24 protein-coding genes and 4 pseudogenes are annotated in these 25,203 nt (G+C 33.0%); 19 read left to right on the top strand and 9 right to left on the bottom strand.

What is annotated here, in order from left to right:
* Positions 1 to 710: 710 nt before the first annotated feature.
* The 4 genes and pseudogenes from JFU23_RS28550 to JFU23_RS28535 form a co-directional block, all read left to right on the top strand.
* Positions 711 to 1,340, top strand: a complete 630-nt coding sequence (locus tag JFU23_RS28550) for a Holliday junction resolvase RecU (protein WP_201033373.1) — start codon at positions 711 to 713, stop codon at positions 1,338 to 1,340.
* 139 nt (positions 1,341 to 1,479) lie between these two features.
* Positions 1,480 to 1,851 carry an ArpU family phage packaging/lysis transcriptional regulator gene (locus tag JFU23_RS28545; RefSeq protein ID WP_201033372.1) on the top strand — a complete coding sequence of 124 codons (372 nt, stop codon included), beginning with the start codon at positions 1,480 to 1,482 and terminating at the stop codon, positions 1,849 to 1,851.
* Between the two features lie 993 nt (positions 1,852 to 2,844).
* Complete coding sequence (locus JFU23_RS28540) at positions 2,845 to 3,144, top strand: ArsR/SmtB family transcription factor (protein ID WP_085313165.1); 300 nt, start codon at positions 2,845 to 2,847, stop codon at positions 3,142 to 3,144.
* An 808-nt stretch (positions 3,145 to 3,952) separates the two neighbouring features.
* Positions 3,953 to 4,570: pseudogene (locus tag JFU23_RS28535) on the top strand (IS6 family transposase); the annotation flags it as partial.
* Between the two features lie 207 nt (positions 4,571 to 4,777).
* Here JFU23_RS28535 and JFU23_RS28530 read toward each other — a convergent pair.
* From JFU23_RS28530 to JFU23_RS28520, 3 genes are read right to left on the bottom strand one after another with little or no spacing between them, the layout of a single operon-like run.
* Positions 4,778 to 5,188 (bottom strand): YvaD family protein, encoded by a 411-nt coding sequence (locus tag JFU23_RS28530; RefSeq protein WP_201033371.1) that lies wholly within the window; start codon positions 5,186 to 5,188, stop codon positions 4,778 to 4,780.
* Positions 5,189 to 5,240: 52 nt separating this feature from the next.
* Positions 5,241 to 6,305 carry an acyltransferase family protein gene (locus JFU23_RS28525; protein ID WP_201033370.1) on the bottom strand — a complete coding sequence of 355 codons (1,065 nt, stop codon included), beginning with the start codon at positions 6,303 to 6,305 and terminating at the stop codon, positions 5,241 to 5,243.
* Between the two features lie 18 nt (positions 6,306 to 6,323).
* Positions 6,324 to 7,202 carry a class I SAM-dependent methyltransferase gene (locus JFU23_RS28520; protein WP_201033369.1) on the bottom strand — a complete coding sequence of 293 codons (879 nt, stop codon included), beginning with the start codon at positions 7,200 to 7,202 and terminating at the stop codon, positions 6,324 to 6,326.
* 416 nt (positions 7,203 to 7,618) lie between these two features.
* Here JFU23_RS28520 and JFU23_RS28515 point away from each other — a divergent pair, with 416 nt between their 5' ends.
* On the top strand, positions 7,619 to 8,821 hold the full coding sequence (locus JFU23_RS28515; protein WP_201033368.1) for an MFS transporter: 1,203 nt from the start codon (positions 7,619 to 7,621) through the stop codon (positions 8,819 to 8,821).
* Between the two features lie 95 nt (positions 8,822 to 8,916).
* The gene (locus tag JFU23_RS28510) at positions 8,917 to 10,128 is read left to right on the top strand and encodes an aminotransferase class I/II-fold pyridoxal phosphate-dependent enzyme (protein ID WP_201033367.1); all 1,212 of its coding nucleotides are present in this window, start codon (positions 8,917 to 8,919) and stop codon (positions 10,126 to 10,128) included.
* Between the two features lie 246 nt (positions 10,129 to 10,374).
* Here JFU23_RS28510 and JFU23_RS28505 read toward each other — a convergent pair whose 3' ends face one another.
* On the bottom strand, positions 10,375 to 11,082 hold the full coding sequence (locus JFU23_RS28505) for an IS6 family transposase (RefSeq protein WP_201033366.1): 708 nt from the start codon (positions 11,080 to 11,082) through the stop codon (positions 10,375 to 10,377).
* A gap of 179 nt (positions 11,083 to 11,261) precedes the next feature.
* Here JFU23_RS28505 and JFU23_RS28500 point away from each other — a divergent pair, with 179 nt between their 5' ends.
* The 6 genes and pseudogenes from JFU23_RS28500 (at position 11,262) to JFU23_RS30340 (ending at position 14,965) form a co-directional block, all read left to right on the top strand.
* Positions 11,262 to 12,647 carry an S-layer homology domain-containing protein gene (locus JFU23_RS28500; protein WP_201033365.1) on the top strand — a complete coding sequence of 462 codons (1,386 nt, stop codon included), beginning with the start codon at positions 11,262 to 11,264 and terminating at the stop codon, positions 12,645 to 12,647.
* A 2-nt stretch (positions 12,648 to 12,649) separates the two neighbouring features.
* Positions 12,650 to 12,862 (top strand): DUF3006 domain-containing protein, encoded by a 213-nt coding sequence (locus JFU23_RS28495; RefSeq protein WP_088030770.1) that lies wholly within the window; start codon positions 12,650 to 12,652, stop codon positions 12,860 to 12,862.
* A gap of 823 nt (positions 12,863 to 13,685) precedes the next feature.
* Positions 13,686 to 14,125 (top strand): annotated as a pseudogene (locus JFU23_RS28490) (hypothetical protein).
* A 25-nt stretch (positions 14,126 to 14,150) separates the two neighbouring features.
* Positions 14,151 to 14,378: a hypothetical protein gene (locus tag JFU23_RS31130; RefSeq protein ID WP_002187128.1), complete on the top strand. Its 228-nt coding sequence runs from the start codon at positions 14,151 to 14,153 to the stop codon at positions 14,376 to 14,378.
* Between the two features lie 71 nt (positions 14,379 to 14,449).
* Positions 14,450 to 14,728, top strand: coding sequence for an AbrB/MazE/SpoVT family DNA-binding domain-containing protein (locus JFU23_RS28485; protein WP_201033364.1), 279 nt, complete (start codon positions 14,450 to 14,452; stop codon positions 14,726 to 14,728).
* A gap of 57 nt (positions 14,729 to 14,785) precedes the next feature.
* Complete coding sequence (locus tag JFU23_RS30340) at positions 14,786 to 14,965, top strand: hypothetical protein (RefSeq protein ID WP_242483557.1); 180 nt, start codon at positions 14,786 to 14,788, stop codon at positions 14,963 to 14,965.
* Positions 14,966 to 15,238: 273 nt separating this feature from the next.
* Here JFU23_RS30340 and JFU23_RS31125 read toward each other — a convergent pair.
* A pseudogene (locus JFU23_RS31125) lies at positions 15,239 to 15,575 on the bottom strand (helix-turn-helix domain-containing protein).
* Positions 15,576 to 15,786: 211 nt separating this feature from the next.
* On the bottom strand, positions 15,787 to 16,830 hold the full coding sequence (locus tag JFU23_RS28475; RefSeq protein ID WP_201033363.1) for a tyrosine-type recombinase/integrase: 1,044 nt from the start codon (positions 16,828 to 16,830) through the stop codon (positions 15,787 to 15,789).
* A gap of 233 nt (positions 16,831 to 17,063) precedes the next feature.
* On the opposite strand from JFU23_RS28475, the gene JFU23_RS28470 reads away from it, so the two are divergent.
* The 4 genes from JFU23_RS28470 (at position 17,064) to JFU23_RS28455 (ending at position 19,126) form a co-directional block, all read left to right on the top strand.
* Positions 17,064 to 17,414 carry a zinc-finger domain-containing protein gene (locus JFU23_RS28470; RefSeq protein ID WP_201033362.1) on the top strand — a complete coding sequence of 117 codons (351 nt, stop codon included), beginning with the start codon at positions 17,064 to 17,066 and terminating at the stop codon, positions 17,412 to 17,414.
* Positions 17,415 to 17,435: 21 nt separating this feature from the next.
* Positions 17,436 to 17,948 (top strand): helix-turn-helix domain-containing protein, encoded by a 513-nt coding sequence (locus JFU23_RS28465; RefSeq protein WP_201033361.1) that lies wholly within the window; start codon positions 17,436 to 17,438, stop codon positions 17,946 to 17,948.
* Between the two features lie 528 nt (positions 17,949 to 18,476).
* Positions 18,477 to 18,680 carry an HNH endonuclease gene (locus JFU23_RS28460; RefSeq protein WP_374191764.1) on the top strand — a complete coding sequence of 68 codons (204 nt, stop codon included), beginning with the start codon at positions 18,477 to 18,479 and terminating at the stop codon, positions 18,678 to 18,680.
* Positions 18,681 to 18,682: 2 nt separating this feature from the next.
* Positions 18,683 to 19,126, top strand: coding sequence for an SMI1/KNR4 family protein (locus JFU23_RS28455; protein ID WP_201033360.1), 444 nt, complete (start codon positions 18,683 to 18,685; stop codon positions 19,124 to 19,126).
* Between the two features lie 47 nt (positions 19,127 to 19,173).
* Here the strand turns inward: JFU23_RS28455 and JFU23_RS28450 are convergent, their stop codons facing one another.
* A complete protein-coding gene (locus JFU23_RS28450; RefSeq protein WP_201033359.1) occupies positions 19,174 to 19,554 on the bottom strand; it encodes a nuclear transport factor 2 family protein in 381 nt (126 codons plus the stop codon).
* Positions 19,555 to 20,119: 565 nt separating this feature from the next.
* Between JFU23_RS28450 and JFU23_RS28445 the strand changes: the two genes are divergently transcribed.
* The gene (locus JFU23_RS28445; RefSeq protein ID WP_201033358.1) at positions 20,120 to 20,419 is read left to right on the top strand and encodes an ArsR/SmtB family transcription factor; all 300 of its coding nucleotides are present in this window, start codon (positions 20,120 to 20,122) and stop codon (positions 20,417 to 20,419) included.
* A 186-nt stretch (positions 20,420 to 20,605) separates the two neighbouring features.
* On the opposite strand, the pseudogene JFU23_RS28440 reads toward JFU23_RS28445, so the two are convergent.
* Both JFU23_RS28440 and JFU23_RS28435 read right to left on the bottom strand, forming a co-directional pair.
* Positions 20,606 to 21,787, bottom strand: a pseudogene (locus JFU23_RS28440) (response regulator); the annotation flags it as partial.
* Positions 21,788 to 21,835: 48 nt separating this feature from the next.
* The gene (locus tag JFU23_RS28435; protein ID WP_201033357.1) at positions 21,836 to 22,363 is read right to left on the bottom strand and encodes a hypothetical protein; all 528 of its coding nucleotides are present in this window, start codon (positions 22,361 to 22,363) and stop codon (positions 21,836 to 21,838) included.
* Between the two features lie 939 nt (positions 22,364 to 23,302).
* Here JFU23_RS28435 and JFU23_RS28430 point away from each other — a divergent pair.
* Together JFU23_RS28430 and JFU23_RS28425 are read left to right on the top strand one after the other, a co-directional pair.
* On the top strand, positions 23,303 to 23,989 hold the full coding sequence (locus JFU23_RS28430; protein WP_201031345.1) for a response regulator transcription factor: 687 nt from the start codon (positions 23,303 to 23,305) through the stop codon (positions 23,987 to 23,989).
* Positions 23,986 to 25,062, top strand: a complete 1,077-nt coding sequence (locus JFU23_RS28425) for a HAMP domain-containing sensor histidine kinase (protein WP_201031346.1) — start codon at positions 23,986 to 23,988, stop codon at positions 25,060 to 25,062. Before JFU23_RS28430 ends, JFU23_RS28425 begins: the two co-directional genes overlap by 4 nt.
* Positions 25,063 to 25,203: the final 141 nt, after the last annotated feature.

The following is a 25,203-nucleotide window of genomic DNA, read 5'->3' as shown; positions in this document are numbered from 1 at the left end:
ATCTACTCCTAATCCATTGGTTAATTTAGCATATAACGATTATAAGATGTTTTTGTGGTTAATGGTGAAAAATTAAACAAAACTATTTCTATATGAAAAAAGGCCCCGTTGTCTCCAACAGGACCTTTCCTAAAATGGCAAAGAGTAACTCTTACCTTACTCTTTGTTCATACACTACAAGATTATTAACGAAAATCCAAGGCTCCTTATATTGAGAAATAAAGAAGAATCATTATAAAGGATTTTATCTTTTTTCATAAATAAAAGAGCAGCTAGCAAAAACTAACTGCTCGGCTGGTTCTCCAAAAGGGGGAAAGGAGAAAAGTTAGGGACTTCATTAAATGAGTTATGGCCATCGCCTATCTATATTATTGACAAAATATTAAGTTTTATTCAGGGAGGAACTCATAATCTATAAATTAGATTATGATATTCACTATTACCCATATCGCCCAGAAAAGAACTAAAAATTCAATTGTAATCCAAAGTGCTTTTTTCTCAGGTTTTTTAAACTCTTTTATTAAAGAGAAAACAGCACTAATTGCTATAAGGATGAAAAGAACGAGTCTTATTGTATCTGGAATTTTAACCACTCCTAATTTCAAATTAAATTCATTATATAACGATTTTTTAATTTTTAGATAATTATTGGTGAGAATTAAGCAAAATTTAAACAAAATAATCCTTTAAATAGAAAGCGAGGAATAACAATGGGACTAGGAAACCGCGGAATGGCATTTGAAATGCTTATCAATCTGGCGAATGAAATGTATCAAAGAGGGGGAGTGGCACTTATAAACAAGCGTCCGACTCCTGTGAAGGTGTTAAAGAGTAAAGGTGGCCGTGTACTAAATGGATTCTATGAAGCTAAGAGTACAGTAGACTATGATGGCGTGTATAAGGGACGGGCTATTGCATTTGAAGCGAAGTCTACAGAGAATGCTACACGATTTGATTTAAAGAACATTGCGCAGCATCAATTGGATTATCTGGAGAAAGCAGAGAAGATGGGAGCGATTTGTTTCTTCCTTATTGGGATTAGCAAGGACAAGTCAGTATTCGCAGTACCGCTATCAGTCATTCAATCTTATGTAAGGATGTCGCAACAGCCAAAAGGTAAGAAGTCTATACCAAGAGCGGACTTTGATATTTACGGGTATTTAGTAGATCAGACAGAACGAGCACCAGTTGATTATTTACAATACATTGATGAAGTAGTAACTCCAGTTATGATTGATGGCATGATTCAATTTGATCAGGACCATAAGAAAGTAATGAATAACATTGAAGCAGTGAAAGAGAAGATGGCTAACAAGAAACGAAAATTATTAAAGGCTTAATGGATAATGGAACCATAGAGGCTGGATGGTGGGGGCTGCTCGCTATGCATGGTTCTCTTATTCAATAAAGAGATATTAAAATTTCACGTACCTGATGTGAATATAAGAAAATAAAATACAGAAACAGGGCGATTCCTTCGTGGAGAGACAATTAACTTTATTACCAGTTATCGATGATAAAAAAGTACAGAAGGAAGTAGTGAGCGTATTAAAGGAATACAGAGCACTCAAGATGCGATTCAGTAATGAAGTGGAACAGGAAGGAATCAGCTTGTTTCCGGAACTACGTGATTCAAGGAATACGAGTAAATGGAAGGTGCAGCAGGTTGAAAAGGCTCTTAACAATTTATTAGATGAAGATGAGCGTAATATTGTTGAGCGGAAGTTCCTGACAAATGAGAGAGTGAAGGATTCAGATGTTTATCACGATCTACTACTCAAGAAAACATACTTCTATGAGAAGAAGCAGAGTACCGTTAAATTGATTGCTACAGCGCTTGGAATCATTTAAAAATGGCGAACAAAACGCGAATTTTTTGGGGGACTAAATAAAAACATGAAAATTATAAGCTATTCCTATAAACAGTTCTTTGGAAAAAGAATACGTTTTGGGGATAGCGTTCCCATTATAATAACGTTACTCGGTGATGCTGAGGTTAGAGGGAATAAGAGCTTCCCGAAATGATTTATATTTACTATTCAGCTCGGAATGCGTCCTCTGGGTTGATAATGAATATAAGTCTATTACTCTGTTATGTCGGTTCTTGAAAATGGAAATGGGTTGGTTGTTCTTGATTGAATGAACATCGCGTTTCTGGTACAACGTTGTATACGTGATCTCGCTCATTAGTAATTACTCACGATTCTTATTAATGACCAAAACGAGAGCAAGGAGCTTCGGCTCTTTGTTTGAGCCAGTACAATGGAACCTTCCCCTCCGTCTAATGTGCTGGTTCAAACAAGGTGCAGGAAGAAATACACGCGTCTTGATATAAATTCTTTCAACGTTGTGTAAAGGAAATTGGCGAAAATTACATTGTTATCTTTGTTAACTTTTCATAAGATCATATCCATTGACAAGAAAAAGCCTTAAGCTTTCCCTTGAAAACGAATTAAAAAATTCAACAAAAAATAATCCTTATAAATTATAATACGGTTCCCAAAGATTAAACTCTAGATGAATTTTATTCAGGGAATAAATACCTTTGATATCCTAAGCTAGTTTATCTAAAGTGTAAATGGGTATATTGATGGCACTAGTATTTTTATACTGCATAATTCATTAATTCAAAGCTACAAAGAAATAAAATTTCTTTGTAGCTTTTTTAATTACTAAACACATCTAAAAAATTTCACGACAAACACATATTAACTTCGCACATAGCACAAGTTGAAATTATATAATTAACTTATATTTAAACGAACAAAGAATTTTAATATAATAATATTAGGAATATACATTAAAAAATTCGAATAAAATATAAATTGAATGCGAGGTTGTATTATGAACAAATTTAATAATGATAATGTACAAGGTTTAGTTTCTGAAGAAAACGTTGAACTATTAAAAGTTATGGCTCATCCAATACGTCTACAAATTGTTAGTGAATTGGCTAAGAGCAAGAAATTAAATGTAACACAATTAACTAATATTTTGGATATTCCACAATCAACAGTATCGCAACATTTATCCAAAATGAAAGGGAAAGCGCTGAAAGCTGAAAGAAAAGGGTTAGAGATGTACTATCATATTCAAAACTCCAAAGCTGATAAAATCATACAAATACTAGGCCATGCTAATTAAATTAAAAAAATAGGTGGATGTATACCCAAACAGGGAGTACAATTCACCTATTTTTTATTTTATAAAAACATAAATACGATATAGTATAATGTCTATAATTATAGTCCTTGTTCTAGGTATTAAAGGTTTTAAAGCGTATGTTATAGAATTTAAGTCTTTTAAAAATGAAAGAATGAGCTTACTTTATAGTGTGAAATGCTGAATTATCAACGGAGACAGTTTATTTAGTACCCATTTTCTTGTCTGAAAAGTATCCAGTTTCATATCTTTTTACATCTTAGATAGAAAGGGGGATATAATACTAATATGATATACGAATTGAGTAGATAAGTTTAGAGACAGCTATTGAATTAGGTGGCATTGGGCTTAGAGAAATCCTCACGTGAAAATAGTTCTGCAGGTGGAGAAATTAAGAGATATTTATTTCGAATTAGAAATAAATAATTATCAGATGAAAAGACCTGGAACTGTCTTCCATATAGCAATAATAAAGATGTTTAATTTCTAATATAGAAAACAATAGGGTTACTACATTCAATATGTAGTAACCCTATTTTTAAAAAATTATCTATCAAAAATGATACTCAATTAAATTCGTAAGTTTATCCTTTATTGTATCTTGTAACTACATTTTCCCTTGCTGTAAAGAAACAAAAAAACATTTTTTTATTCAATAATTCCAATTTCTAGAGCCTTGTGGACAGCTTCTTCCTTGTTTCGCACTCCGGTTCTGGTGCAAAAACTTAAGGACAATTGCAAGGAATCTATAAATCTTGGACATACTGTTACTATTACTTTAAAAAGGGTGCGTGATTTGGTGGAAATGCTAGAAGAACGGGGTTTATCCATTTCTCATACAACGATTATGCGTTGGTTTCATCAGTATGGTCCTGAATTGGACAAACGAATCCGCCGTCACCTCAAACAAACAAATGACTCTTGGAGAGTCGATGAAACATATATCAAAGTAAAAGGTCAATGGATGTATCTGTATCGTGCTGTTGATTCGAAAGAAAACACAATTGATTTTTTCCTAAACAAAACAAGAGACCAAAAGGCTGCAAAGCGCTTTTTCAAGAAAGCTTTGCGGTCTTTTCATGTTTCAAAGCCACGTGTTATAACAGTCGATAAGAACCCGGCTTATCCTATAGCAGTTGAACAGTTAAAAAAAGAAAAAAGCATACCTGATGGTATGCAACTTAGACAACAAAAGTACTTGAATAACATAGTAGAACAAGATCATCGCTTTATAAAGAAGCGATGATCTTGTTCTATGCTAGGGTTCAAATGTTTTGACACAGCTACATCCATTCTTTCTGGAGTAGAAGCCATGCATATGATTAAAAAAGAGCAGCTTGATTTACGGGACCAGTCTGTCCAAAATCAGAAAGAATTCATCCATCAATTGTTTGGACTTGCAGCATAAGATACGATTCCGTTAGGAATATATGTGCTTTATTCTCCTATATTTTATTTTTGCACCAGAATCCTTATGAATCAACTCTTAAATTTTAAGATTAGTATGTATATGAAAAGAGGATAACCAGCCTCTTTAATAGGCCAATTATCCTCTATTCCTATACCCTTATATAATGTTAAGCTGCGCCTCCTTCTTTTAAGTGAATTTTAGATGCTATATTTTGCGACCAAAATTATCATCATCTTTTGGGGCAACAACGGTTTTAATGAAGAACAATGGATAGATAAGTAAATATCCGTTAAATACCCACCAAGTAATATCAAAATCATTGTTATAAGCCCAAAATGCAATGGCTTGTAAACCAGAACAAAATGTTAAAATCAACGATATTAAAGCAAGGGAACTCCAAGAAGAACGTTTTTTGTTATATAGGTATATGCTGGTAAGGCCAGTAATAGAGATTAATATATCCAGAGGGAAAAACGACCAATTCCATGCCACGATGATTGGATTATCATAATCCTTAAACGCCCAACTCTCCGGTATAAGGTGGAAAATAGTAACTAGCCAATAAATAATAAACCCAATATCAGTTACGAAGAAAAACGGTTTTAAATATTTCATTCGTTCCTCCTATACAAATTTAGTATAAAGTGTGCCTTATCTAGGATGTGAATTATATTATTTTGTTTATTCTAGGAATCCGAAGCAATAACATGCTTATTCCTAGTGATAAAACAAAGGTTAATATTGTTACTAATATTGTTTTTAAAATAACATTCAATTCAAATGAACTAAACATAAGTTGCAAACCAACAATAATAGGGCCCTGAATTATATATATAGAATAACTAGAACGGCTAATTTTACTAAGAAGGGGAGTCGTGTAGTTTAATTTCTTCTTGAACAGAACTAATAGTTTTAAAATTATGCCTACAAAAGTAAATGCTTCCCAAAAAGAATAATATAGCGATTCTATAGTAACTCCGCCGAAAAAGTAATTTATGCGATCCCCATCTAAAAAGAATACAATAGGCATTGTTAAGAAAGAAACTATTGAAATTCTAAAATAGATGGAAGCAGCTCTTTCGTTTATTTGATTCAGCCAATTATTTCTGTATGCAATGATTCCGATTATAAATAATACGATGTACTGAGGAAAATATCCAAGTGTGAAGTCATGTATGTATAGTCGATCAGTTGGAAACAGTAATCGAACAACAAAGTTACAGATACCCATAAATATAATAAAGACGAATATTTTCTTTATGCTTGGGAAACTAATCTGTGGTATTTTTATTGCCGTAGTTTTTCTTATAATGGCATACATTACAGTAAAGTAGAATAACGCCATAACAAACCATAAATTATAAAAGCCTAATGACGAGAGATAACTTTGTTTCTTTACAAGGTTGATACTCAAGGGGTTTAAAACAAAGAAATAAACAAAAGCAGGGATAAGTAGTTTAGGAACTCTATCTCTCAAAAAATTGAAAAAGCCTTTGTCGTCAAAAGACCTAGGTGAAAAATATGCTGCGATAAAAAAGAAAAGGCCCATAAAAAAGCTTTGGCATAGAGCGTTTATTAGAGTAAGGACAGATGTGGAAATGGTATCATCCGACGGTTCTATATAATACCATCCTCCAGCTCCCCCGTAGGCACTACTCGTATGAAATAAGACAACTAAAACAGCAAGAAATGCTTTTAAGTTGTTTATATAATGGAGCTTCTCATTGCCCATTTACTCGTCTTCCGCCTTTCATATACTACTACCTTTAGATGCCACCCCAGCAACAAATGTATGGCTTAATTTAAATTCATTGCCCTGTTGAATAAGTAGATTTATTTGTTCTTTAATTTTATGTAATATTTCTTCTTCTCTATCTCTATCGAGTACATCTAAGAAGCCAGCTGCGGCACCAGAACGAAAAACCCATTCCATCGCATCTTCTGCATCTTTACAAGGCAGGATTTGTTCCCCTTCCCAGCGATCAATTGTATTTAAATTCCCTTTATTAAACCATTTTTGTAGGGTAAGAGAATTCGGTGGCAAGTTAATACTGATGTAACGTTTTAAATATGTAGGGTCATTACTAAGAACCCGTTCAAATGCTTTCATAAGAATTTCTTCTGAATCACATCTTGTTTCTATTATTCCAACTTGGCCATTAGATTTTAGAACACGATGGACCTCTTTGAGAAAAATAGCTGGATTTGTATAGCAAATAGCCCAACCGCACACCACCGTATCAATGCTTGAGCTAGGGATTTGTTTTAAAAATTCCACCATATCTCCTTGGTGCATAGTGAATTTCAATCCAGAATATTTAGATATTTTTTTCCGTGCAACGTCTAGCATACCAGCAGATTGATCGACAGTTGAAATTGTACCTTCACCATTTAGACGATTGGCTACCTCCGCAGTAATAAAACCAGTTCCACAAGCTAGTTCTAATACGTGTTGTCCAGGTTGTATATTCATTTTGTTTAGTAAACCTAGTGAATGTATTCCCATTGTACTAGAAAAGAAAGAATCATAATCATCACTAGCTTTATCGTAATCTTTGGAGCTATCTGCATATTGATTCGAAACTTTAAACCATGCTACTCGTGCTGCTAATTTGACTTTGTTTAACATGAATTTCCCTCCGTAAATAGTTAATTAGTAATTAAAACGGCTACCTACCAACAATACTAGAGTGACCTAATGAGATGTCATTTGTAAAAAAACGGAATTTACAAACCCAGAATTCATGCTATCACTGAGAAAAAATTTCGTCAAGTTATATTTTATGTACATGATATACAAATTATATAAATAAAATTAAGCGGAGTTTCTCAGGATAAGGTTGCAAAATTTACTAAGATGTTAATAGAAAGTGGCAATTAATCAGAATTATTTAGCACAAAATGACATAGAGTCATATCCTAATTTTTAGATAAAATAATTAGAAGTATTTGACAGAAGGTACCATATTGTCATATCATAATTTTCAGACGAGTTAAAATCGTCAATCATTTCCGGAATCTAAACGGAAAGGAGGATAATACTGAGTGACAAGATTTCAAAGTCTGAAAAAAAATCCGCTAACTGGATTACTTGTAATTTCTATGGCTGTATTTATCGATATGTTGCTATATAGTTTAGTGGTTCCTATCGTCCCTTTATATGTTACGAAATTTGGAGCTTCTCAGACTACTGTTGGGATTTTAATAAGTTGCTATGCTTTTACTTTTATAGTTTTTACCCCGATTTTAGGTGTAGTATCTGACAAGTTCGGAAGACGTGGCTCAATGCTTTGGGGAATGGTAGTACTAATAGCAAGCACTTTAATGTTCGCTTTCGCAAGTAATATGTACATATTAATTCTAGCAAGGCTATTACAGGGGATTGCCGCCGCTGCCACATGGACTGCTGGCTTAGCCCTTATTACCGACCTATACCCAGCAAATAAAAGAGGTAAGGCTTTAGGGACCGTTATTACTTTCATGTCAGCTGGAACACTTTTAGGGGCGCCTGTTGGTGGATTGTTATATGAATGGGGAGGATATCAACTACCTTTTCTACTTGCAGCCGGTATTGCGTTATTAGATGGTTTAGCAAGGATGTTTTTATTAGAAGATCCACCGAAAGATAAAGAAGCAAGTAGTATAGACATCCTGAAAATATTTAAGGACTTTGAAGTGTTAAAAATCTTTGGAGTTGTTTTACTTGGGTCATCCGCAATAAGCATTCTAGAACCAACATTGCCTATTTATCTTATGGAACATCTAGGCGCAAATACTGTACATATAGGTTTTCTGTTCGGGATTACAACTCTTGCATATGGATTGGCAAGTCCAATTGCCGGTTGGTTATCAGATAAAAGTGGGACTTTTTCTATTATGATGATTGGTTTAATCATTCTGGCTGCATTCTTACCTTTAGTAACGATTCCAAATTCATTGGTATTAGAAGGAGTTATATTGTTCTTTTTAGGGGCAGCGGCTGGTTTGGTTTTGACACCTACACTTCCAGAACTAGCGAATTCTGTTGATCGCTTAGGAGGGGGAGCATATGCTACTGCATTTGCCGTTTTCAATGTTGCGTACTCTGTCGGAATGATGATTGGTCCAATATTCGGTGGCTTTTTTGCAGATATGTTTAATGTATCAACAGCTCTTTATATTCTAAGTGCTATTTTGGTATGTTACAGCATTGCATTAAGATTTTTGAAGGGCGAAACAAAAAAGACCGAACATAAAAATTATTTATAGAATAATAGCCTTATAACTTAGTTTTTATTGTGCTTAAGGAAATTGGAATTAGCAATTATAAAATAAATGATATCAGGGATATTTGGAGGAAAACAATGGACATATTTAAAAAGTGTTATGATTGGGATTTTGTTAAGGGATTACGAGAAAATAATATGTATCCTTATTTCAAAAAGATACAAAATAAATTCGGAACAGAGATAGTTGTGGATTCCAATAAAATGTTGATGGTCGGTTCTAATGATTATTTAGGTCTATCTAACGATGTACGTTTAATAGAAGCTTCTGCGGAAGCAGCCGCAAAGTTTGGAACTTCTTCATCTGGTTCAAGGTTTTTAAACGGAACTTTATCTATTCATGAAGAACTAGAGGAACGGTTAGCAAGATTTTTACATAAAGATAGAGCATTGGTATTTTCAACAGGATTTCAGACAAATTTAGGTGCGATTTCCCCTCTCTTAGGACGACATGATATCGCAATTATTGACCGAACAGTTCACGCTTCTATTGTAGATGGTATACGTCTAGGATACGGAAAAATGAAACGTTTCCGCCATAATGATATGGAAGACCTTGAAAAACAACTTAAAAGTTGCCCGGAAAACGTAGGGAAACTAATTATCGTTGACGGTGTTTTCAGTATGGAAGGCGATTTAGCAAAACTCAAGGAAATAGTAGAATTGAAAAAGAAATATGGTGCACGAGTGTTAGTTGATGATGCACATGGAATTGGGGTTCTTGGAAAAAATGGCCGTGGTACATGTGAGCATTTTGATGTCGAGCCTGATATTGACCTGATTACTGGTACGTTTAGTAAATCATTTGGTAGTTTAGGAGGATTTGTTGCTGGTGATGCCGATGTTATTGATTACATTCAGCACCAGGGAAGAAGCATGATTTTTAGCGCGAGTATGACTCCTTCAAGTGTAGCTGCCACAATAAAAGCATTGGATATCATAGAAAGTGAGCCAGAAAGACGCGATAGATTGTCTCAAACTACCCAAAAAGTGTGTGGTGAATTAACAAGATTAGGTTTCAACATAGGTGAAACAGAAACACCAATTATACCGATCATTATAGGTGATACTACAAAAGCATTTTCATTTTGGCAGGGCTTAATGCAAAACGGTTTATTTACAAATCCAGTTATTTCTCCAGCAGTACCGGAAGGAAGCGAATTACTTCGCACATCATTTATGGCTACGCACACGGATGAGCAAATTGATGAAATACTAAATATTTTCGAGAAGGTTGGCCGTGAGTTTAACATAATTAAAAATGAAGTAGGTGTATTATCTACTAACTAAGTTAATGTTAATCGTTCTGTTATTTATTGAGTTTACTGCCTCTATTTTTCTTTTTAAAAAAGCATTGCAAAATATGTAAAATCTTGGTAACGTATATATTAACTTGTCCTACTACTTACACAGTAGTAGAAAAAAACTAGAGAACTTTTCTCTAGTTTTTTTGTGTGAAGCTATTCTATATTTGGTTCTGGTGCAAAGATTGTATTTATTTGAAAGAGGTATATAGATTCCTAATGGAATCTATTCTTATGCAGCCATTCCGAATAGTTGATGAATAAACTTCACTTCATTTTGGACAGACTTGTCCCGTAAAATAAGTTGGCCTTTTTTAATGATATGCATCGCTTCTATTCCTGAAAGAATAGATTTAGCTGTACGAAAAGATTTCAATCCTAGCATTGAACGAACTCTCTTTTTAATAAAACGATGATCTTGCTCTACAATGTTATTAAGGTATTTCACCTGCCTTATTTGGATGCCCACAGGCATCTTTTTCTCTGTCTTCAACTCTTCAGTCGCTATAGGATAGGCCGGGGTTTTTTCCACTGTAATCACACGGGGCTTTGAAACATGAAAAGACTGCAAAGCTTTCTTGAAAAAACGCTTTGCAGCCCTATGATCTCTTGTTTTGCTTAGATGAAAATCAGTTGTATATCCTTTTGAATCAACAGCACGATATAGGTACATCCATTGACCTTTGACTTTCACATACTTCTCATCGACTCGCCAAGAATCATTGGTTGACTTAAGATGAAGTCGTACTCGCTTATCTAATTCGGGACCATATTGATGAACCGATCGCATGATAGTTGTATGAGTCAGGGATAGCCCGCGTTCTTCCATCATTTCGACTAAATCACGAAAACTGAGGTTGTACTGTAGGTACCATCTCACGGTTAATAATATAACATCCGGTTGATAATGTTTCCACTTGAATAGATTTTTCTTTTCCATACCAATCACATCCTTTTTTAGAGTAATAGTATCAGTATGTCCAAGTCTGAAAGACTTTTTTTAGATATTTTGAAGTTTTTGCACCAGAACCCTCTATATTATCCTATTAAACTTTGAAATATTGGTAAGAAATGCTAAAGTTAAGTAGGTTAAAAAACATATAAAGTGAGGCGATATTCTTGAAGAAGTTAAGCTTGTTACTAACAGCATTTGTAATGGTTTTATCATTGTTCATCCCTAATCTTGCAAGTGCTAAATCTTTCCCGGATGTCCAAGCTGGCCATTGGGCAATTAAAGAGATTAACTATTTATCAGAAAAAGGCATTATTAATGGTACTCCAGAAGGACATTTTAAGCCAAGTGACAATGTAACTCGCGGACAAATGGCATTAATGCTAGATTTATCGTTAAAATTAGAAAAACCATCTAGCTATAATCATATCTTTTCTGATGTAACCAAAGGTATCTATTACTATGATTCTGTACATAAGTTAGCACATAATAACATTGTACAACGTGAGAAAAACTACTTCCCTGACCGCTCATTATCTCGTGCAGAAATGGCAGTAGTTCTTGTTAAAACTTTTGATTTGAAGCCTACAGGTGCGGACGTCAATTTCCCTGATGTTCCATCTACTCATTGGGGTTACCAATACATCAAAACGCTAGCTCAAAACAATATTACTGCTGGATTACCTGACGGTACATTTGGTCCAGACGTAAAAGTAACTCGTGAACAATTCGCTGCATTCTTGGCTCGTGTATTAGAACCAAGTTTCCGTCCTTCTCTTCCTAAGCCTCAGGGTAACTTAGAGGTTCATTATATTGATGTGGGACAAGGTGATGCTACATTTATTAAGTCACCAAGTGGAGAAACAATCCTCATTGACGCAGGTAACAATGGAAAAGGTAAAGTAGTGGCGAATTATCTAAAAGGATTGGGATTCAACACAATTGATTATATGATTGCTACTCATCCTGATGCCGATCATGTAGGCGGATTAGATGAGGTCCTTTATTCTATGAATGTAAAAAATGTTTACGCTCCTAAAGTAAGTCATACGACACAAACGTATAAAGACTTTTTAACTGCAGTAGCTAACAAAGGATTAACAATTAAAGAAGCAAAAACTGGTGTAACTTTACCAATCAATGGTTTAGACTCACAATTCTTTGCTCCTGTTAAAGAATATGGTGACGACTTAAACGAATGGAGTGCTGTGTTAAAAGTAACGCATGGTAGCAAATCATTCTTATTTACTGGCGACGCTGAGACAAAAAGTGAAAAAGATATGGTTGCAGCGCATGGTTCTAACCTAAAATCTGATGTATTAAAACCTGGTCATCATGGAAGTAAGACTTCTTCTTCTCAACCATTTTTAGATGCAGTTAAGCCAAGCATTGCTGTAATCAGTGCCGGTGCAGGTAACCGATATGGACATCCAACACAAGAAACTTTAGCTAAGTTATCTGCAATGTCTGTTAAGGTCTATAGAACTGATTTAAATGGAACAGTAGTTGTTAACAGCGATGGTTCGAATGTTTCTGTAAGAACGGAGAGATAATTATGAAAAGAGGTATTATTGACCGTTTTGAAGGAGAACTAGCAGTTATTGAAATTAATAACTCCACAATTGATGTACCTAAATCTAAACTCCCTTCTACTGCAAAAGAAGGTGACGTTCTTATTATTGAGGATGATAAGTATACAATCGATAAGAACGAAACAGATAAAAAAAGACGTGAAGTCCAAGATTTAATGGATAAACTATTTGAATAGCAAAATTAAATATTAAAATGAGAAGAGCCGCCCGACAGGACGGCTCTTCTTTCACATATACATAGGCTTTATTTACAATTAAGCAAATTTTATTTTATATAAATGTTAAAAATCTGAATCTACGTAAATAGGACTGCCCTTCTTATCGTACACATCATGATAGGGATATTAACGCAAGTATTAATTTAAAGAATGAAGCGATAAGGCTTCTAACCGTAAGGAATCCCCCACTTCTAAACGAAGTGAATGTGGAGGTAATTCAAACTGTTTCTTTTTAGTCATATTGAACACCCTTTAACTTATTCATAGTTATATAATAACCTTAATTGATTTCTATAAATTTATATATAAATTTTTTGATATTGATGTATAAGAACTATTACTTTAAAATGAAGATGCTGTGACTATCGGAATTTTATCTCTTATCATGTCTATCTTCATCTTTTCTACAACTGTCATAGTGATGAGTATTGTCTTATGGTTAAAAACTAACCAGCTTTATACTCCCGACATCATAAGATTAACCGGCGCAATTATATGTTTAATTAGTTCTGTAATTTTACTTATTTTTAAGAATAAATTCGAAGTCACTTATAACAAATTCACTGAAATATTTAGTCAGTATACAGGGGTCTCGTTGCATGTAATAGTTTTAAGTTTATTTGATTATTTCTGGTGTTTGCTATTGTTAAAGTGATTAGGCCATAATTAAATTTAATACGTTGTTAGGCGAAATTGTGGCGTACTAGCATAGTAAGGTAACGTATGAAAAACGAGCATTTAGCAAATGGACCTTTGTAAACTATTTAAAAGGAGATTATACATGTTAGAGACTCTTGAAATGAGAAAAAAGCAACACGAAATAAAAATACAAAAATATAAAAATATACAAAAATACTACAATCCATTTTTGTGGGTAATCTCAATTATTTATTTTCTCTATTTCATGTTCATTAATAATTCTCTCTCAGTATATCTATTACTTTCTTTCATTATCGGTTTAACCCTATGGAGCATCGGTATAGCTATAAATTTAAAACTCATACATGAGCTAAAAGGAAAAGAAAAAATCTTAAATATAGAAACAATAAACGAAATGAAAAAAATAAATATATGAGTCCAGGAAGAAAAGAACGTTATATCACAGATTATAATGCGAAGAAAGATGAACTAGAAAAGATAATGATTTACGCTAAATTTATGTTAGAAGCTAAAGAAAGAGAAAACGAAATAAAAGATGATAATAGCAATTTAGATATATAAATTGTAGTGAGAGGAATATAAAAATATATCGATAGAACAGTATATAAACATTCGTAAAACAGGGAAAGAAATTGATGAAATTCAAAAACAATATCTGTTAAGTGAGGCTACGGTTTTAACTTTGGAACTAGGCTATAAATGTTATGAAAAAAATATTTCGTTGGATAAAGCTATTAATCTTGTAGATAAAATTGTAGTATTAAACGCAAATGATAACAAACATACATCATTTAGTCCATCTGTCCATATGTGATTTATAGCTAACATGAAAATTTATTAAAAGAATTGAATGATTTAGAAAAACAAATAAAAGGGTGGTATAACATGAAATCAACAGGTGTTACACGTAAAATAGATGAATTAGGGCGTATTGTTCTTCCGAAAGAGTTAAGAAGAACATTAGGAATTGCAGAAAAAGATCCTATAGAAATATTTGTTGACGGTGAGATGATAATATTACAAAAATACAAGTCATATGATGCTTGTATAATAACTGGTGATATTTCAGAAAAGAATATTTCATTAGGTAATGAACAAATTGCTCTTAGTCCTGAAGGGGCTGAACTTTTAATTAAGGAGATTCAGCAACACTTAGTGAAATAAGATCATTTTACTTAGCACTAAACCATATTAAAAGCTGACGTTGGAACTCTCATAAAAATGGCTGAAGAACAATCTTTCTTACTTCAGAAAATAATCCTGGTATTTGTCTTTATCGGAACTATATTTACATCTCTTTACAATATCACTCTTCATAAAGAAGAAGCAGATGAGAGAAAAAAAAGCAAAATCTTTATTACCTATGTATATAATCGTTACATTTATGGCATTGTTTTCTAGTGACATAGCTAATTACATTAAAAATTTTATTTAACCTAATTATATATATTCATCCACAAAAAGAAAAAAGACATCTTTAACGATAAGATGTCTTTTTTCTTCAACTTGAAACACCATAACTTTACTAACATTACTTTCACAATAACAAATATATCAGCAATCTTTCATATCACAATCATTCTAACATAATAAATCGTATTTTCGATATATATAAATTTAAATTAAAATACAATAAAAGTTCACAAGTCATATAAAAGGTGCTATATGAAAAACTTAAATCCATTTAGTGAAATGTTTTTTAATGAAATTAGTATAATCAATAAGAACATCAAAAACTTCCTGTTGTTTTTGATGGGATAGATCTGACGCTGCTACTTTAATTGATTCTAATTTACTTTCTAGAGGTGCGCTTCGTCCAAACAATTCATCAATGGATACATTGTATAAGTCTGCAATACTCATGATTGAATCTGCGTCTGGGTCTGGGTCAGTTTTTCCATCTTCCCAATTGGCATATGTGGTACGTGCGATATTCAGGCGATATGCTACATCGAATTGAGTATATCCCTGTTTTTCTCAACTCAGCAAGTCGCTTACTTAGTTGAGACATATCATCACATTTCCTTTCTGATTTATAACGTTAGTGTAAAACAGAAAAGTTAAATTGCATCCTTATGACTTATAATAAGTCATAAATTATTTTTATTTGTAATAGTTAGTCTTGATGTTGTGATAATAGAAAGCCATTTATAATTCTATACGCGAAAAAATAGGAAGAAATCGATACATCAAATCGAGAATCTTCCTATTATATATGTTTACTAAAACAATGAATTTCCTATATCTATTGTGGCCAAGTTTTGACGTCTTGTACGTTCCCTTAAATAGCGTTCCGTCGTCATAATAGATTCGTGTCCTAAATAGTCACGTATTTTCTTAAGTTCGACACCTTTTCCCATCAAATGATTCGCAAAGAAATGTCTGCAGGTATGGGGGGTAATTCTATCCTTTCGGTAACGTAAAAATGGTAAGTTTGTTTCTTCAATCTTTTCTGCTACATATTTTGATAAGTAGTCGGCCCTATAGTAAGAGCCATCGGCTTTAGGTAGAAAAGCAGATGTACTAGAGGCGTCCAATTCACTTGTTTGTTTACGCAATTGACGAAGGCGACAGATATCGTCGAGTACATCTTCAAAAATACGAACTTCCCTGGCTTTATTTCCTTTCCCAACTACACGCAAGAGATAAGCATTTAATGAGGAATGGAATACAAGATCTGCCCATTTTGCGTTTGCAACTTCCTCAATCCGGAGTCCAGTAGTCGTAAGAAGGAAAAACAATGTATACATAAAGAAATTTGTTTTCTTCAGTGCATCTAGTATTTCATTTACTTCTTCAGGAAAGAGGTCACGATTGACCAGCTCTTCTTTTTTTACAGATACTTTTTTGAGACGACTACTATAGTCATCTGAGAGACCAGTGTTATCATAAACGTATTTTAGAAACTGCTGGACTACCGTTTTCTTTCGACGTAATGTAGTGGCAGCATACTTCTTACTTAGTTGATAGAAGTAGATTTCCATCTCATTATGGGATAAATCGTGAATGGTTCCGATTGTTTCTTTTATGTAGTGAAGAAAATGAGACAGGTCATGCAGATAAATTTTTTTTGTTCGTTCACTTCTTTTTTTCGTTAAAGAAGGTTCATCGTGTAGAAATAAATAAACCAATGATTCTTCACTTAATTTAGAATAGTCAATATTCCTGATGCCCATACCCATAATTTTTTCAAAATGACTGCTATCAAAAAAATCTGATTTTGATTTTACAAGTTGGTTACTATGTTCGTAATTTATAATATTCAAATTTAAACACAACCTTTAGTAGAATGAAATATTTAAACAAATAATTTTTATATAAATTTTTATGATTCTAATTATACCACAATAAATGCATTATTTATTGTGGTATAAAATGAAATGGTTAAATATATATATTTACCTTAATATTTAATGTTTCTGTTTAGATGATGTATAATGGAAATGTTTAAATTGTTTTTTTGTACATTTCAATCCAAGTGCGGTAGGAGGAGATTTTTTTGGCTAATCTTCGTCGGAAAATTTTACATGAAATCTATAATTTAGAAGATACCCATTGTTCAATTTGCCCTCTGAACAACCTATCAGTGAATTGTACAGATGAGCAAGAACAGGCAAAACAAAGAAACTACAAACATTGCAAAGGTTGTCCCATTTTCGATTCCATCCGAGAGAAAGGAGAGAAATTGAATTCTTTATCGAAAAAGAGTACATTTAATAAGGTACGAGAACGTTATATGGAAAATCCACTTAAGTATCTGCAGTATAAGGAGTATTCAATCACAGATGTAGTAAAAGAAACAGGTTTAACAAAGTATCAACTAAGAAAATTTAAACAACAGCTAGAATGAAAGTTTCGGATGAGGTGAGAAATGGACTATTTATCTTTAGAAGAGGTATGCGATAGGGTAGGTCTAACAAAAAATCAATTAGGCTATCTAATTAAGTATAAACACATCGAACCTATCAATCTGGATACCTGGAAAGCAGATGGTGGATATCGTTTTGAGCAAGAAGATGTAAAAAGGTTAGAGGAATTATACAAAGACTCTTTAACATTAAAAGAAGCGGCTGAATTTCTAAATAAATCTAAGACTTACGTTCATAATGCAGCTAAAAATGGGATATTGCCCTTTAAAGAGATTGCTAAAGGGAAATCTACTGAACGATTGTACTTAAAAAACGATCTGGAAATTTTCAAAGAAAGAATTGAAAATAGATCAAAAGAGGAGTCGAAAGAAAAAAAGCAGCATTTAAGTCTATATCTTGATGAAAAGGTAGTAGAAGCAATAAAGAAAAAGGCTGCAAAGAAAGGATATAATGGCTACAAGAAGTTTGCTGAAGACATTTTATCCGCAGAAGTAAAAGAAGACATAGAAGAATAGAAATTCTAGTGAGAATAGACCCCTAAAAAACACAAAAACGTTATAAGGGGTCTATTTTTATTTTCAAGAGACTTTTTAACTATCAGGTATAAATGCATTACCTAAGATGATAATGTTATTTACAGATGAATTTGAGAGGTCGTTTTTTTTTGGGTCCGTTCCGGAAAAAATTCATTGTAGTTACAAAAAAGGGTTTATATATATAATATAGAAAATAGAGGGAAATATTACAGATAATTTTAAGAGCGTTTTATTTAAGTTGAAAAAAGTTTAAAGAAAGAAATGAGAGGTAAGGATCCCAGGATTATAAATACAAAGACTTCATTTGGAACTTGGTAGGCCTATGAGAATGCTAGAGAGTTCGGGCAGACATATATCACGGAATACATCAAAAAGCATACAAGCTTTATTTGAAATTTTCATAATAAAAAACAGCATATCAAACTATAATAAATTATGAAAAAACAAGAAATGTAGTATACATATTTAGATTATAGTAAACTAAAAACTTTTCAAAATCCTAAACTAATAGATTATGAAAAGACTGAATTAGCTTTAAAATTTACGGATGAAGAAATTCAATTATTTAAAATAGGAAAAACTCCAGAGCATTATACATGGCATCATCATCAAGACACTGGAAGGATGCAACTTGTAGATTATCAGACTCATCATGATACTGGTCATACAGGTGGATATAAAATTTGGGGAAAAGATAGGGGAGGTACTTAGCCATGAGTCACATTACATGGATTAATGTAAATGAAAAAAGAGTAACAGATGACCAAATTAAACAATTGGAACAATACTTAAATATTAAATTTCCTAATGATTTTCTTGAGTGTGTACAAGAATATGATGGTGGATATCCAACGCCAGATACATTTAATATTCCAAATCAAGATGAAAATTCACTTAATAATCTTTTAACCTTAGATTCTGATAGAAAATATTCATTGCTAGAAACATATAATAATACGAAAGATAGATTAGCTGACAAAATATATCCTTTTGCTAGAGATCCATTCGGCAATCTTCTATGCTTTGATTATCGAAACAACACTGATTTACCAACAATCGTATTCTGGGATCATGAGGAAGAAGACATAGAGGAAGCAATATATCCTGTTTGCTCAACACTTACAGAATTACTTGCTAGTCTACGTGATTTCGAATAAGAAGATTGAGGAAACTAAAAAACGGCCTAGAATTCTAGACCGTTTTTTTATGATTTACTAATTTTCCAACCATCATCCGTTTTCTCTAGTTCAATTACGATTACTTTTTTAGGATTACCTTTATATACAGCATCAACAGTTACTGTAGCAATTTCATTTTTCTCTTCGATTTTTCGAATTTTATAGCTTTTAAGATCCTTGCTAACGGATTTGATTAGTTCTGCATTTCCGCCCACAAAGGCAACGATTTTCATCGCTTCAGGAGTGAATAACTCTCCAAAATCTTTTACATTTCCTTCTTTTACATCTTCGAAATACGCTGTAGCAACTTCTTCGGAATCACGATTATTTCCACATGCTGCAAGTGCTGTAACTGATAAGGCCATTACCACCATTAACATGATCATACGTGTAAATTTGTTCTTCATTCCAACCATTCCTTATATACAACTTATTTTCAACTCTTAAAAAGGGCTAAATTACTTGTATAAGTATATAACCAAAACTATAAAACTATATATTTCTAGATATTACTTTCATGATATAAAATGCATAAAAACGAAGGAGAGCAGGGGAGTCTACTTATTACTATAATATTGATTTCCGTTATATACATTAGTATAATAATAAAGTCAGAGCATGATCTGATGAGTCAGTGTTATAGGGGAATTACAGGCACATTCATTTTTAAAATCATAAAATCAGATTCACTTATCTTTACTTTAAAAATGGGTATATTGATGGCACTAGTATTTTTATACTGCATAATTCATTAATTTAAAGCTACAAAGAGATAAAATTTCTTTGTAGCTTTTTTAATTACTAAACACATCTAAAAAACTTCACGACAAACACATATTAACTCCGCACATAGCACAAGTTGAAATTATATAATTAATTTATAGTTAAACGCACAAAGAATTTTAATATAATAATATTAGGAATATACATTAAAAATTCGAATAAAATATAAATTGAATGCGAGGTAGTATTATGAACAAATTTAATAATGATAGTGTAAAAGGTTTACTTTCTGAAGAAAACGTTGAACTATTAAAAGTTATGGCTCATCCAATACGTCTACAAATTGTTAGTGAATTGGCTAAGAGCAAGAAATTAAATGTAACACAATTAACTAATATTTTGGATATTCCACAATCAACAGTATCGCAACATTTATCCAAAATGAAAGGGAAAGCACTGAAAGCTGAAAGAAAAGGGTTAGAGATGTACTATCATATTCAAAACTCCAAAGCTGATAAAATCATACAAATACTAGGTCATGCTAATTAAATTAAAAAAATAGGTGGATGTATACCCAAACAGGGATTACAATTCACCTATTTTTTATTTTATAAAAACATAAATACGAAATAGTATAATTTCTATAATTATAGTCCTTGTTCTAGGTATTAAAGGTTTTAAAGCGTATGTTATAGAATTTAAGTCTTTTAAAAATGAAAGAATGAGCTTACTTGATTCAATAATTCCAATTTCTAGAGCCTTGTGGACAGCTTCTTCCTTGTTACGCACTCCTAACTTTGTGTAAGCTGTTGAAGCATAGTTCCTGACCGTACCATTCGATAAATATAGCCTTGAAGCTATCGTATTGTATCGAAGTCCTTTTGCTACTAACTGCAATGTTTCTATCTCTCTAGCTGTTAGCTCATAAGCAGTTGCTTTTGATTGTGGTGTCTCGATTTGCTGATCAAGCTTCTCAAATATTTTGTGAGACATTCCCTGATCAATCAGTGTCCCACCTTTGTGAATAAGTCGGATTGTATTAGCTAGCTCCAATGTTTCAATAGATTTGAGTAAAAAACCATCCGCACCGTTGCGAATTGAATCAAACGCCTGTTCGGTATCCTGGGAAGTTGTAAAAATCAATACACGGATATGTGGCCATTGTTGCTTAATCTTTTTGGTTGCTTCGACTCCATCCATGTGCTACATATCTAAATCCATAAGTATAACATGGGGTTGAAGGCGCCCACACAAATCGATGGCTTGATTGCCATCCTCAGCCAAACCGACTACACTTAAATCTTCATATCTATCGAGTAGTTTCCTCAAACTTTCCCGAACAAATGGCTGATCATCTACAATTAACAAACGAATAAGTCCATCTTTTATTTCAGTTTGTCGCGGTATGGTACATGTAACAAGCATTCCTTCCTCTGGCTTTGTACATACAGACAATTGACCTTGCAAATTCACTGCCCGTTCTTTCATCGCATTCATACCGAAGCCTTCCTGCCATTCTACATTTCCTTTTCCGTTATCTTGAACTTCTAACCTCGTATATTGTTGTTCAAACTGCAATGAAACTATAATTTCAGTCCCCTGACCATGACGTACTGCATTCGTTAGGGACTCTTGTAAGCAACGAATGAATGCGATCTTCGCTTGCCGAGATAGTTGATATTCCTCTCCGAACATCCTAAAACTTACATTTACCTGAGCGTGCTCCTTAAATTCGGCTCCAAGATTTTGTAGAGGTTGAATCAAGGAAGGCGATTGACACGGAGAATCCATTTGATGTAGGTAACCTCTCACGTCCTCGATGCTTTTACGTCCCATTTCAAGCAGAGAATCTAGCCTCTGTATACCCATTTCAGTAGCAAGTTCGGTACGCAACGTTTCCTTCCCCATAATAATGGCCTGAATCGTTTCCGTACCCCTGGTTAACATAACCCCACATCATACATTTCAATTAGATTTCACAATTGCTGAAGAGGCCTCATCATTCCAAGTTCTAGCCCCATCCCCCAAACTAAAACTAGTCAAATTAATATATCCACCGTTATTTACAATAGCAAGTGCATGTCCTTGGGCGTTATTATGTTCATAGATAGTTGTATAATCTCCAAAAGAATGTGTAAGTACAGAGGAAACATTATCATTGTTTGAACCACCAAAGTTTGCAATAATAACTGGGTTTCTACTTGCATTTACAGTAAAACTTGAACCTTTCAAATCGTTATCGTAATAAAAAGTAGAATAAATTTGAGCTAAAGGTTGAATCTTGAAGTTTTTAGGAACTGGATGTGCAGTTAAAAAATTTTCAAAATCTGACTTTTCGTCAAAACCAATAGTCGCTTGTTCACCATTAATTCCAGGTGTTACTACCTGGTATGGCTTTGATGGGGACTCCGCATACGCCTGAGGGCTTGAAGTACCAAATAACATTGCACCTGCTAATAAACCTGTGGAAAGTACACCAATTACTCGTTTCACAATTATCACTCCTTAATAAAATTTACTTACAAATTAATCTTACATCTATTTCCATTAATTTGGTATTGATGTGAAATTTTATCAATAAAATAGATTTTATTAGAATAATGAGATATGTGTATTTTGATAGACCTATATAAAAAAACAAGCAATTAGGGGTCACCATACATCCGTAAACCCAGTGGTACTATTTGGTTTTGCAGTAACTTGCGGACCAGCTCCGGCATCTATTACACCTAATCCTCAGGAATAATTAGCCTGGTACCTTAATGGTTAAATAGTCTTTAAAGAAATAAAAAAACGTATGACTAGTTTAGATAATTAGTATCCCATTGTAACTGATAATATTCAAACCATTCATCGTGTCCTGTATTATACCTCTTAGCTTTCTCAACAATATAATCATCTATATGGATAAGTATTATATTATCTAAGATATTTTTTAGTTGATGTACTAGTGTCGTTTTCCCAGCACCACTTAAACCATCTATCGCAAGAACAAAGGGCCTATCTACATTATGCTTTTTATACTTTTCTTTTATTTGTTGCTTTAAACATTCCCATTTATCCAGTCAATTCATTATCCTTTCTACCTTTTTTAAACTAAGACAACTTAATTTCCCTTTCACCACATATTCTTATGACAAAGTGCTGTAGAAAGCTTAAGAATTCTTAAGAACTTTTTCCCCTTTTTCTTAAGATTTGGATGCTAGTATATGATTATGAATTCAAACCTGTGAGGGGTTAAGTATGAAAATAGTTAACCTTTTTAATTTTATGTATATAATGAACTAGAAATCAGTTGTTGCAGCCCTTCCAAATTCAAGGTTTATTGGAAAAAAATAATTGAAGGAATTAATTTGAAGAAAGTAAGATAGAAATGTTTCCCCTGCTTATGTCTTTAGTTGTTCAATACGAGAAAAAATGTTGAGGAATCATATGGAGTCAAAAATTCTTATTGTTGATGATGATAAAGAGATTAGAAATCTTATCTCTGTATATTTGGAAAATGAAGGACTGAAAACTCAAAAGACAGAAGATGCTATGGAAGCTTTACAACTGTTAGAAGAAAAGGAGTTTGATCTTATTATTTTGAATATTATGATGCCGGATATGGATGGTATTGAAGCTTGCATGAAGATTAGGGAAGACCGCAATATGCCTATCATTATGCTATCTGCAAAATCAGAGGATATAGACAAAATTCAGGGTCTAGCCTCTGGTGCCGACGATTATTTATCAAAACCGTTTAACCCATTGGAATTAATCGCTAGGGTAAAATCCCAATTAAGAAGGTTTAAAAAATACAATACGTCAATAGATCATAATAAAAGCATCCTAGAAATTGGTGATTTAGCCGTGAATACAGATACACGTCAAGTATGGGTAAGGGGAAAGGAAACAAGTCTAACTCCAAAAGAATTTGATATACTCGAACTACTTGCCCGTAACAAAGGGATTGTCCTGAGTGTAGCAAAAATATATGAAGCAGTTTGGAAAGATGCTTTTTATAAATCGGATAATACCGTCATGGTGCATATTACAAAAATAAGAGACAAAATTGAAGAGGATTCTAAACATCCTATTTATATTAAAACTGTTTGGGGAATTGGATATAAAATATGAAGAATGTTAGTTTTAGAAATAAGATCATTATAAAACTTCTTGGTGCTGTTGCAGTTAGTTTTTTTATTTCATTTGGTTTAACAATCCTCATTTTGGCATACGTCATAGATCCATTTTTTGTAAAACACGAAGAATTTGGTATGTTTGAATTCAATTTGGCATTGTTGTTCTTATTCGCGTTCGCAATCTTTAACTTTATAATAATTTTTTTGATATTGGTTCGAAAGAAAATAGTATATTTGAAGCTCATTTCGGATAATGTAAATGATATTGCAAATGGAAAACTGGGTTTGACAATTGGGATTAAGGGGAAGGACGAATTGACCCAACTTGCTCAAAATATCAACTATATGTCCAAGGAATTGGAAAATACATTTGAACAGGAAAGACGATTAGAACGTACAAAAAATGAACTTATAACCAATGTATCTCATGACTTACGCACACCGTTAACATCTATTATTGGCTATATAGATTTATTAAAAAGAGGGCAATACAACAGTAAAACACAATTACAGGAATACCTTGAAACCACTTATTCAAAGTCACAGAGACTGAAATATTTAATTGATGAGCTGTTTGAATATACTCGTTTATCAGGCATAGATGCTAAGTTAAACTTTAATGAAGTTGATTTATCAGGTTTGTTGGAGCAAATAGTTGGAGAATACATTCCTATATTTGAAAAGGAAAGTTTAATCGTTCAAAAATCAATAACAGAAGAAACAATACCTATTTTCATGGATGTAGAAAAAATGGTACGTGTATATGAAAATCTGTTTATGAATGCGATAAAGTACAGCATGAAACCTTCCGAATTATCCGTATGTCTTGAATTAATAGGTAACAAAGCAATTTTGAAAGTATCAAATAAAGTCGAGAAGCCGCCTGTTAGCGACCCTAATAAATTGTTTGAAAGATTTTTCAGGGGTGATAAGGCAAGAAAAAATGATCAAGGAAATGGACTGGGACTTGCTATCTCAAAAAGAATTGTTGAACTTCATCATGGTAATATACATGCAGAATATAAAGAAGGTTGGATATCCTTTATTGTTGAACATCCAATCAAATAGATTGGCTTATGGAATTACAGGTTCCATAAGCTTTTTTTTATAAAACTTAAGAATTCTTAAGGATTTTACAGGGTGTTTCCTAATTTTCATAGTTTATCATGTATGTATTCAAAGCAATGAGGTGAGTGGAGAAATTAAAAA

Origin of the sequence: Bacillus sp. TH50 (assembly GCF_016650565.1) — a bacterium.
GTDB classification, from domain to species: domain Bacteria; phylum Bacillota; class Bacilli; order Bacillales; family Bacillaceae_G; genus Bacillus_A; species Bacillus_A mycoides.
This window is presented reverse-complemented; position numbering and strand designations above follow the sequence as displayed.

What these genes read in the sequence shown, in the direction of transcription:
- JFU23_RS28520 (WP_201033369.1), bottom strand. Translation starts at nt 7,202, where the DNA reads ATGTTAAACAAAGTCAAATTAGCAGCACGAGTAGCATGGTTTAAAGTT.
- JFU23_RS28510 (WP_201033367.1), top strand. Translation starts at nt 8,917, where the DNA reads ATGGACATATTTAAAAAGTGTTATGATTGGGATTTTGTTAAGGGATTA.
- JFU23_RS28455 (WP_201033360.1), top strand. Translation starts at nt 18,683, where the DNA reads ATGAGTCACATTACATGGATTAATGTAAATGAAAAAAGAGTAACAGAT.
- JFU23_RS28425 (WP_201031346.1), top strand. Translation starts at nt 23,986, where the DNA reads ATGAAGAATGTTAGTTTTAGAAATAAGATCATTATAAAACTTCTTGGT.
- JFU23_RS30340 (WP_242483557.1), top strand. Translation starts at nt 14,786, where the DNA reads ATGGCTGAAGAACAATCTTTCTTACTTCAGAAAATAATCCTGGTATTT.
- JFU23_RS28540 (WP_085313165.1), top strand. Translation starts at nt 2,845, where the DNA reads ATGAACAAATTTAATAATGATAATGTACAAGGTTTAGTTTCTGAAGAA.
- JFU23_RS28550 (WP_201033373.1), top strand. Translation starts at nt 711, where the DNA reads ATGGGACTAGGAAACCGCGGAATGGCATTTGAAATGCTTATCAATCTG.
- JFU23_RS28505 (WP_201033366.1), bottom strand. Translation starts at nt 11,082, where the DNA reads ATGGAAAAGAAAAATCTATTCAAGTGGAAACATTATCAACCGGATGTT.
- JFU23_RS28485 (WP_201033364.1), top strand. Translation starts at nt 14,450, where the DNA reads ATGAAATCAACAGGTGTTACACGTAAAATAGATGAATTAGGGCGTATT.
- JFU23_RS28495 (WP_088030770.1), top strand. Translation starts at nt 12,650, where the DNA reads ATGAAAAGAGGTATTATTGACCGTTTTGAAGGAGAACTAGCAGTTATT.
- JFU23_RS28530 (WP_201033371.1), bottom strand. Translation starts at nt 5,188, where the DNA reads ATGAAATATTTAAAACCGTTTTTCTTCGTAACTGATATTGGGTTTATT.
- JFU23_RS28450 (WP_201033359.1), bottom strand. Translation starts at nt 19,554, where the DNA reads ATGAAGAACAAATTTACACGTATGATCATGTTAATGGTGGTAATGGCC.
- JFU23_RS28430 (WP_201031345.1), top strand. Translation starts at nt 23,303, where the DNA reads ATGGAGTCAAAAATTCTTATTGTTGATGATGATAAAGAGATTAGAAAT.
- JFU23_RS28525 (WP_201033370.1), bottom strand. Translation starts at nt 6,305, where the DNA reads ATGGGCAATGAGAAGCTCCATTATATAAACAACTTAAAAGCATTTCTT.
- JFU23_RS28445 (WP_201033358.1), top strand. Translation starts at nt 20,120, where the DNA reads ATGAACAAATTTAATAATGATAGTGTAAAAGGTTTACTTTCTGAAGAA.
- JFU23_RS28465 (WP_201033361.1), top strand. Translation starts at nt 17,436, where the DNA reads ATGGACTATTTATCTTTAGAAGAGGTATGCGATAGGGTAGGTCTAACA.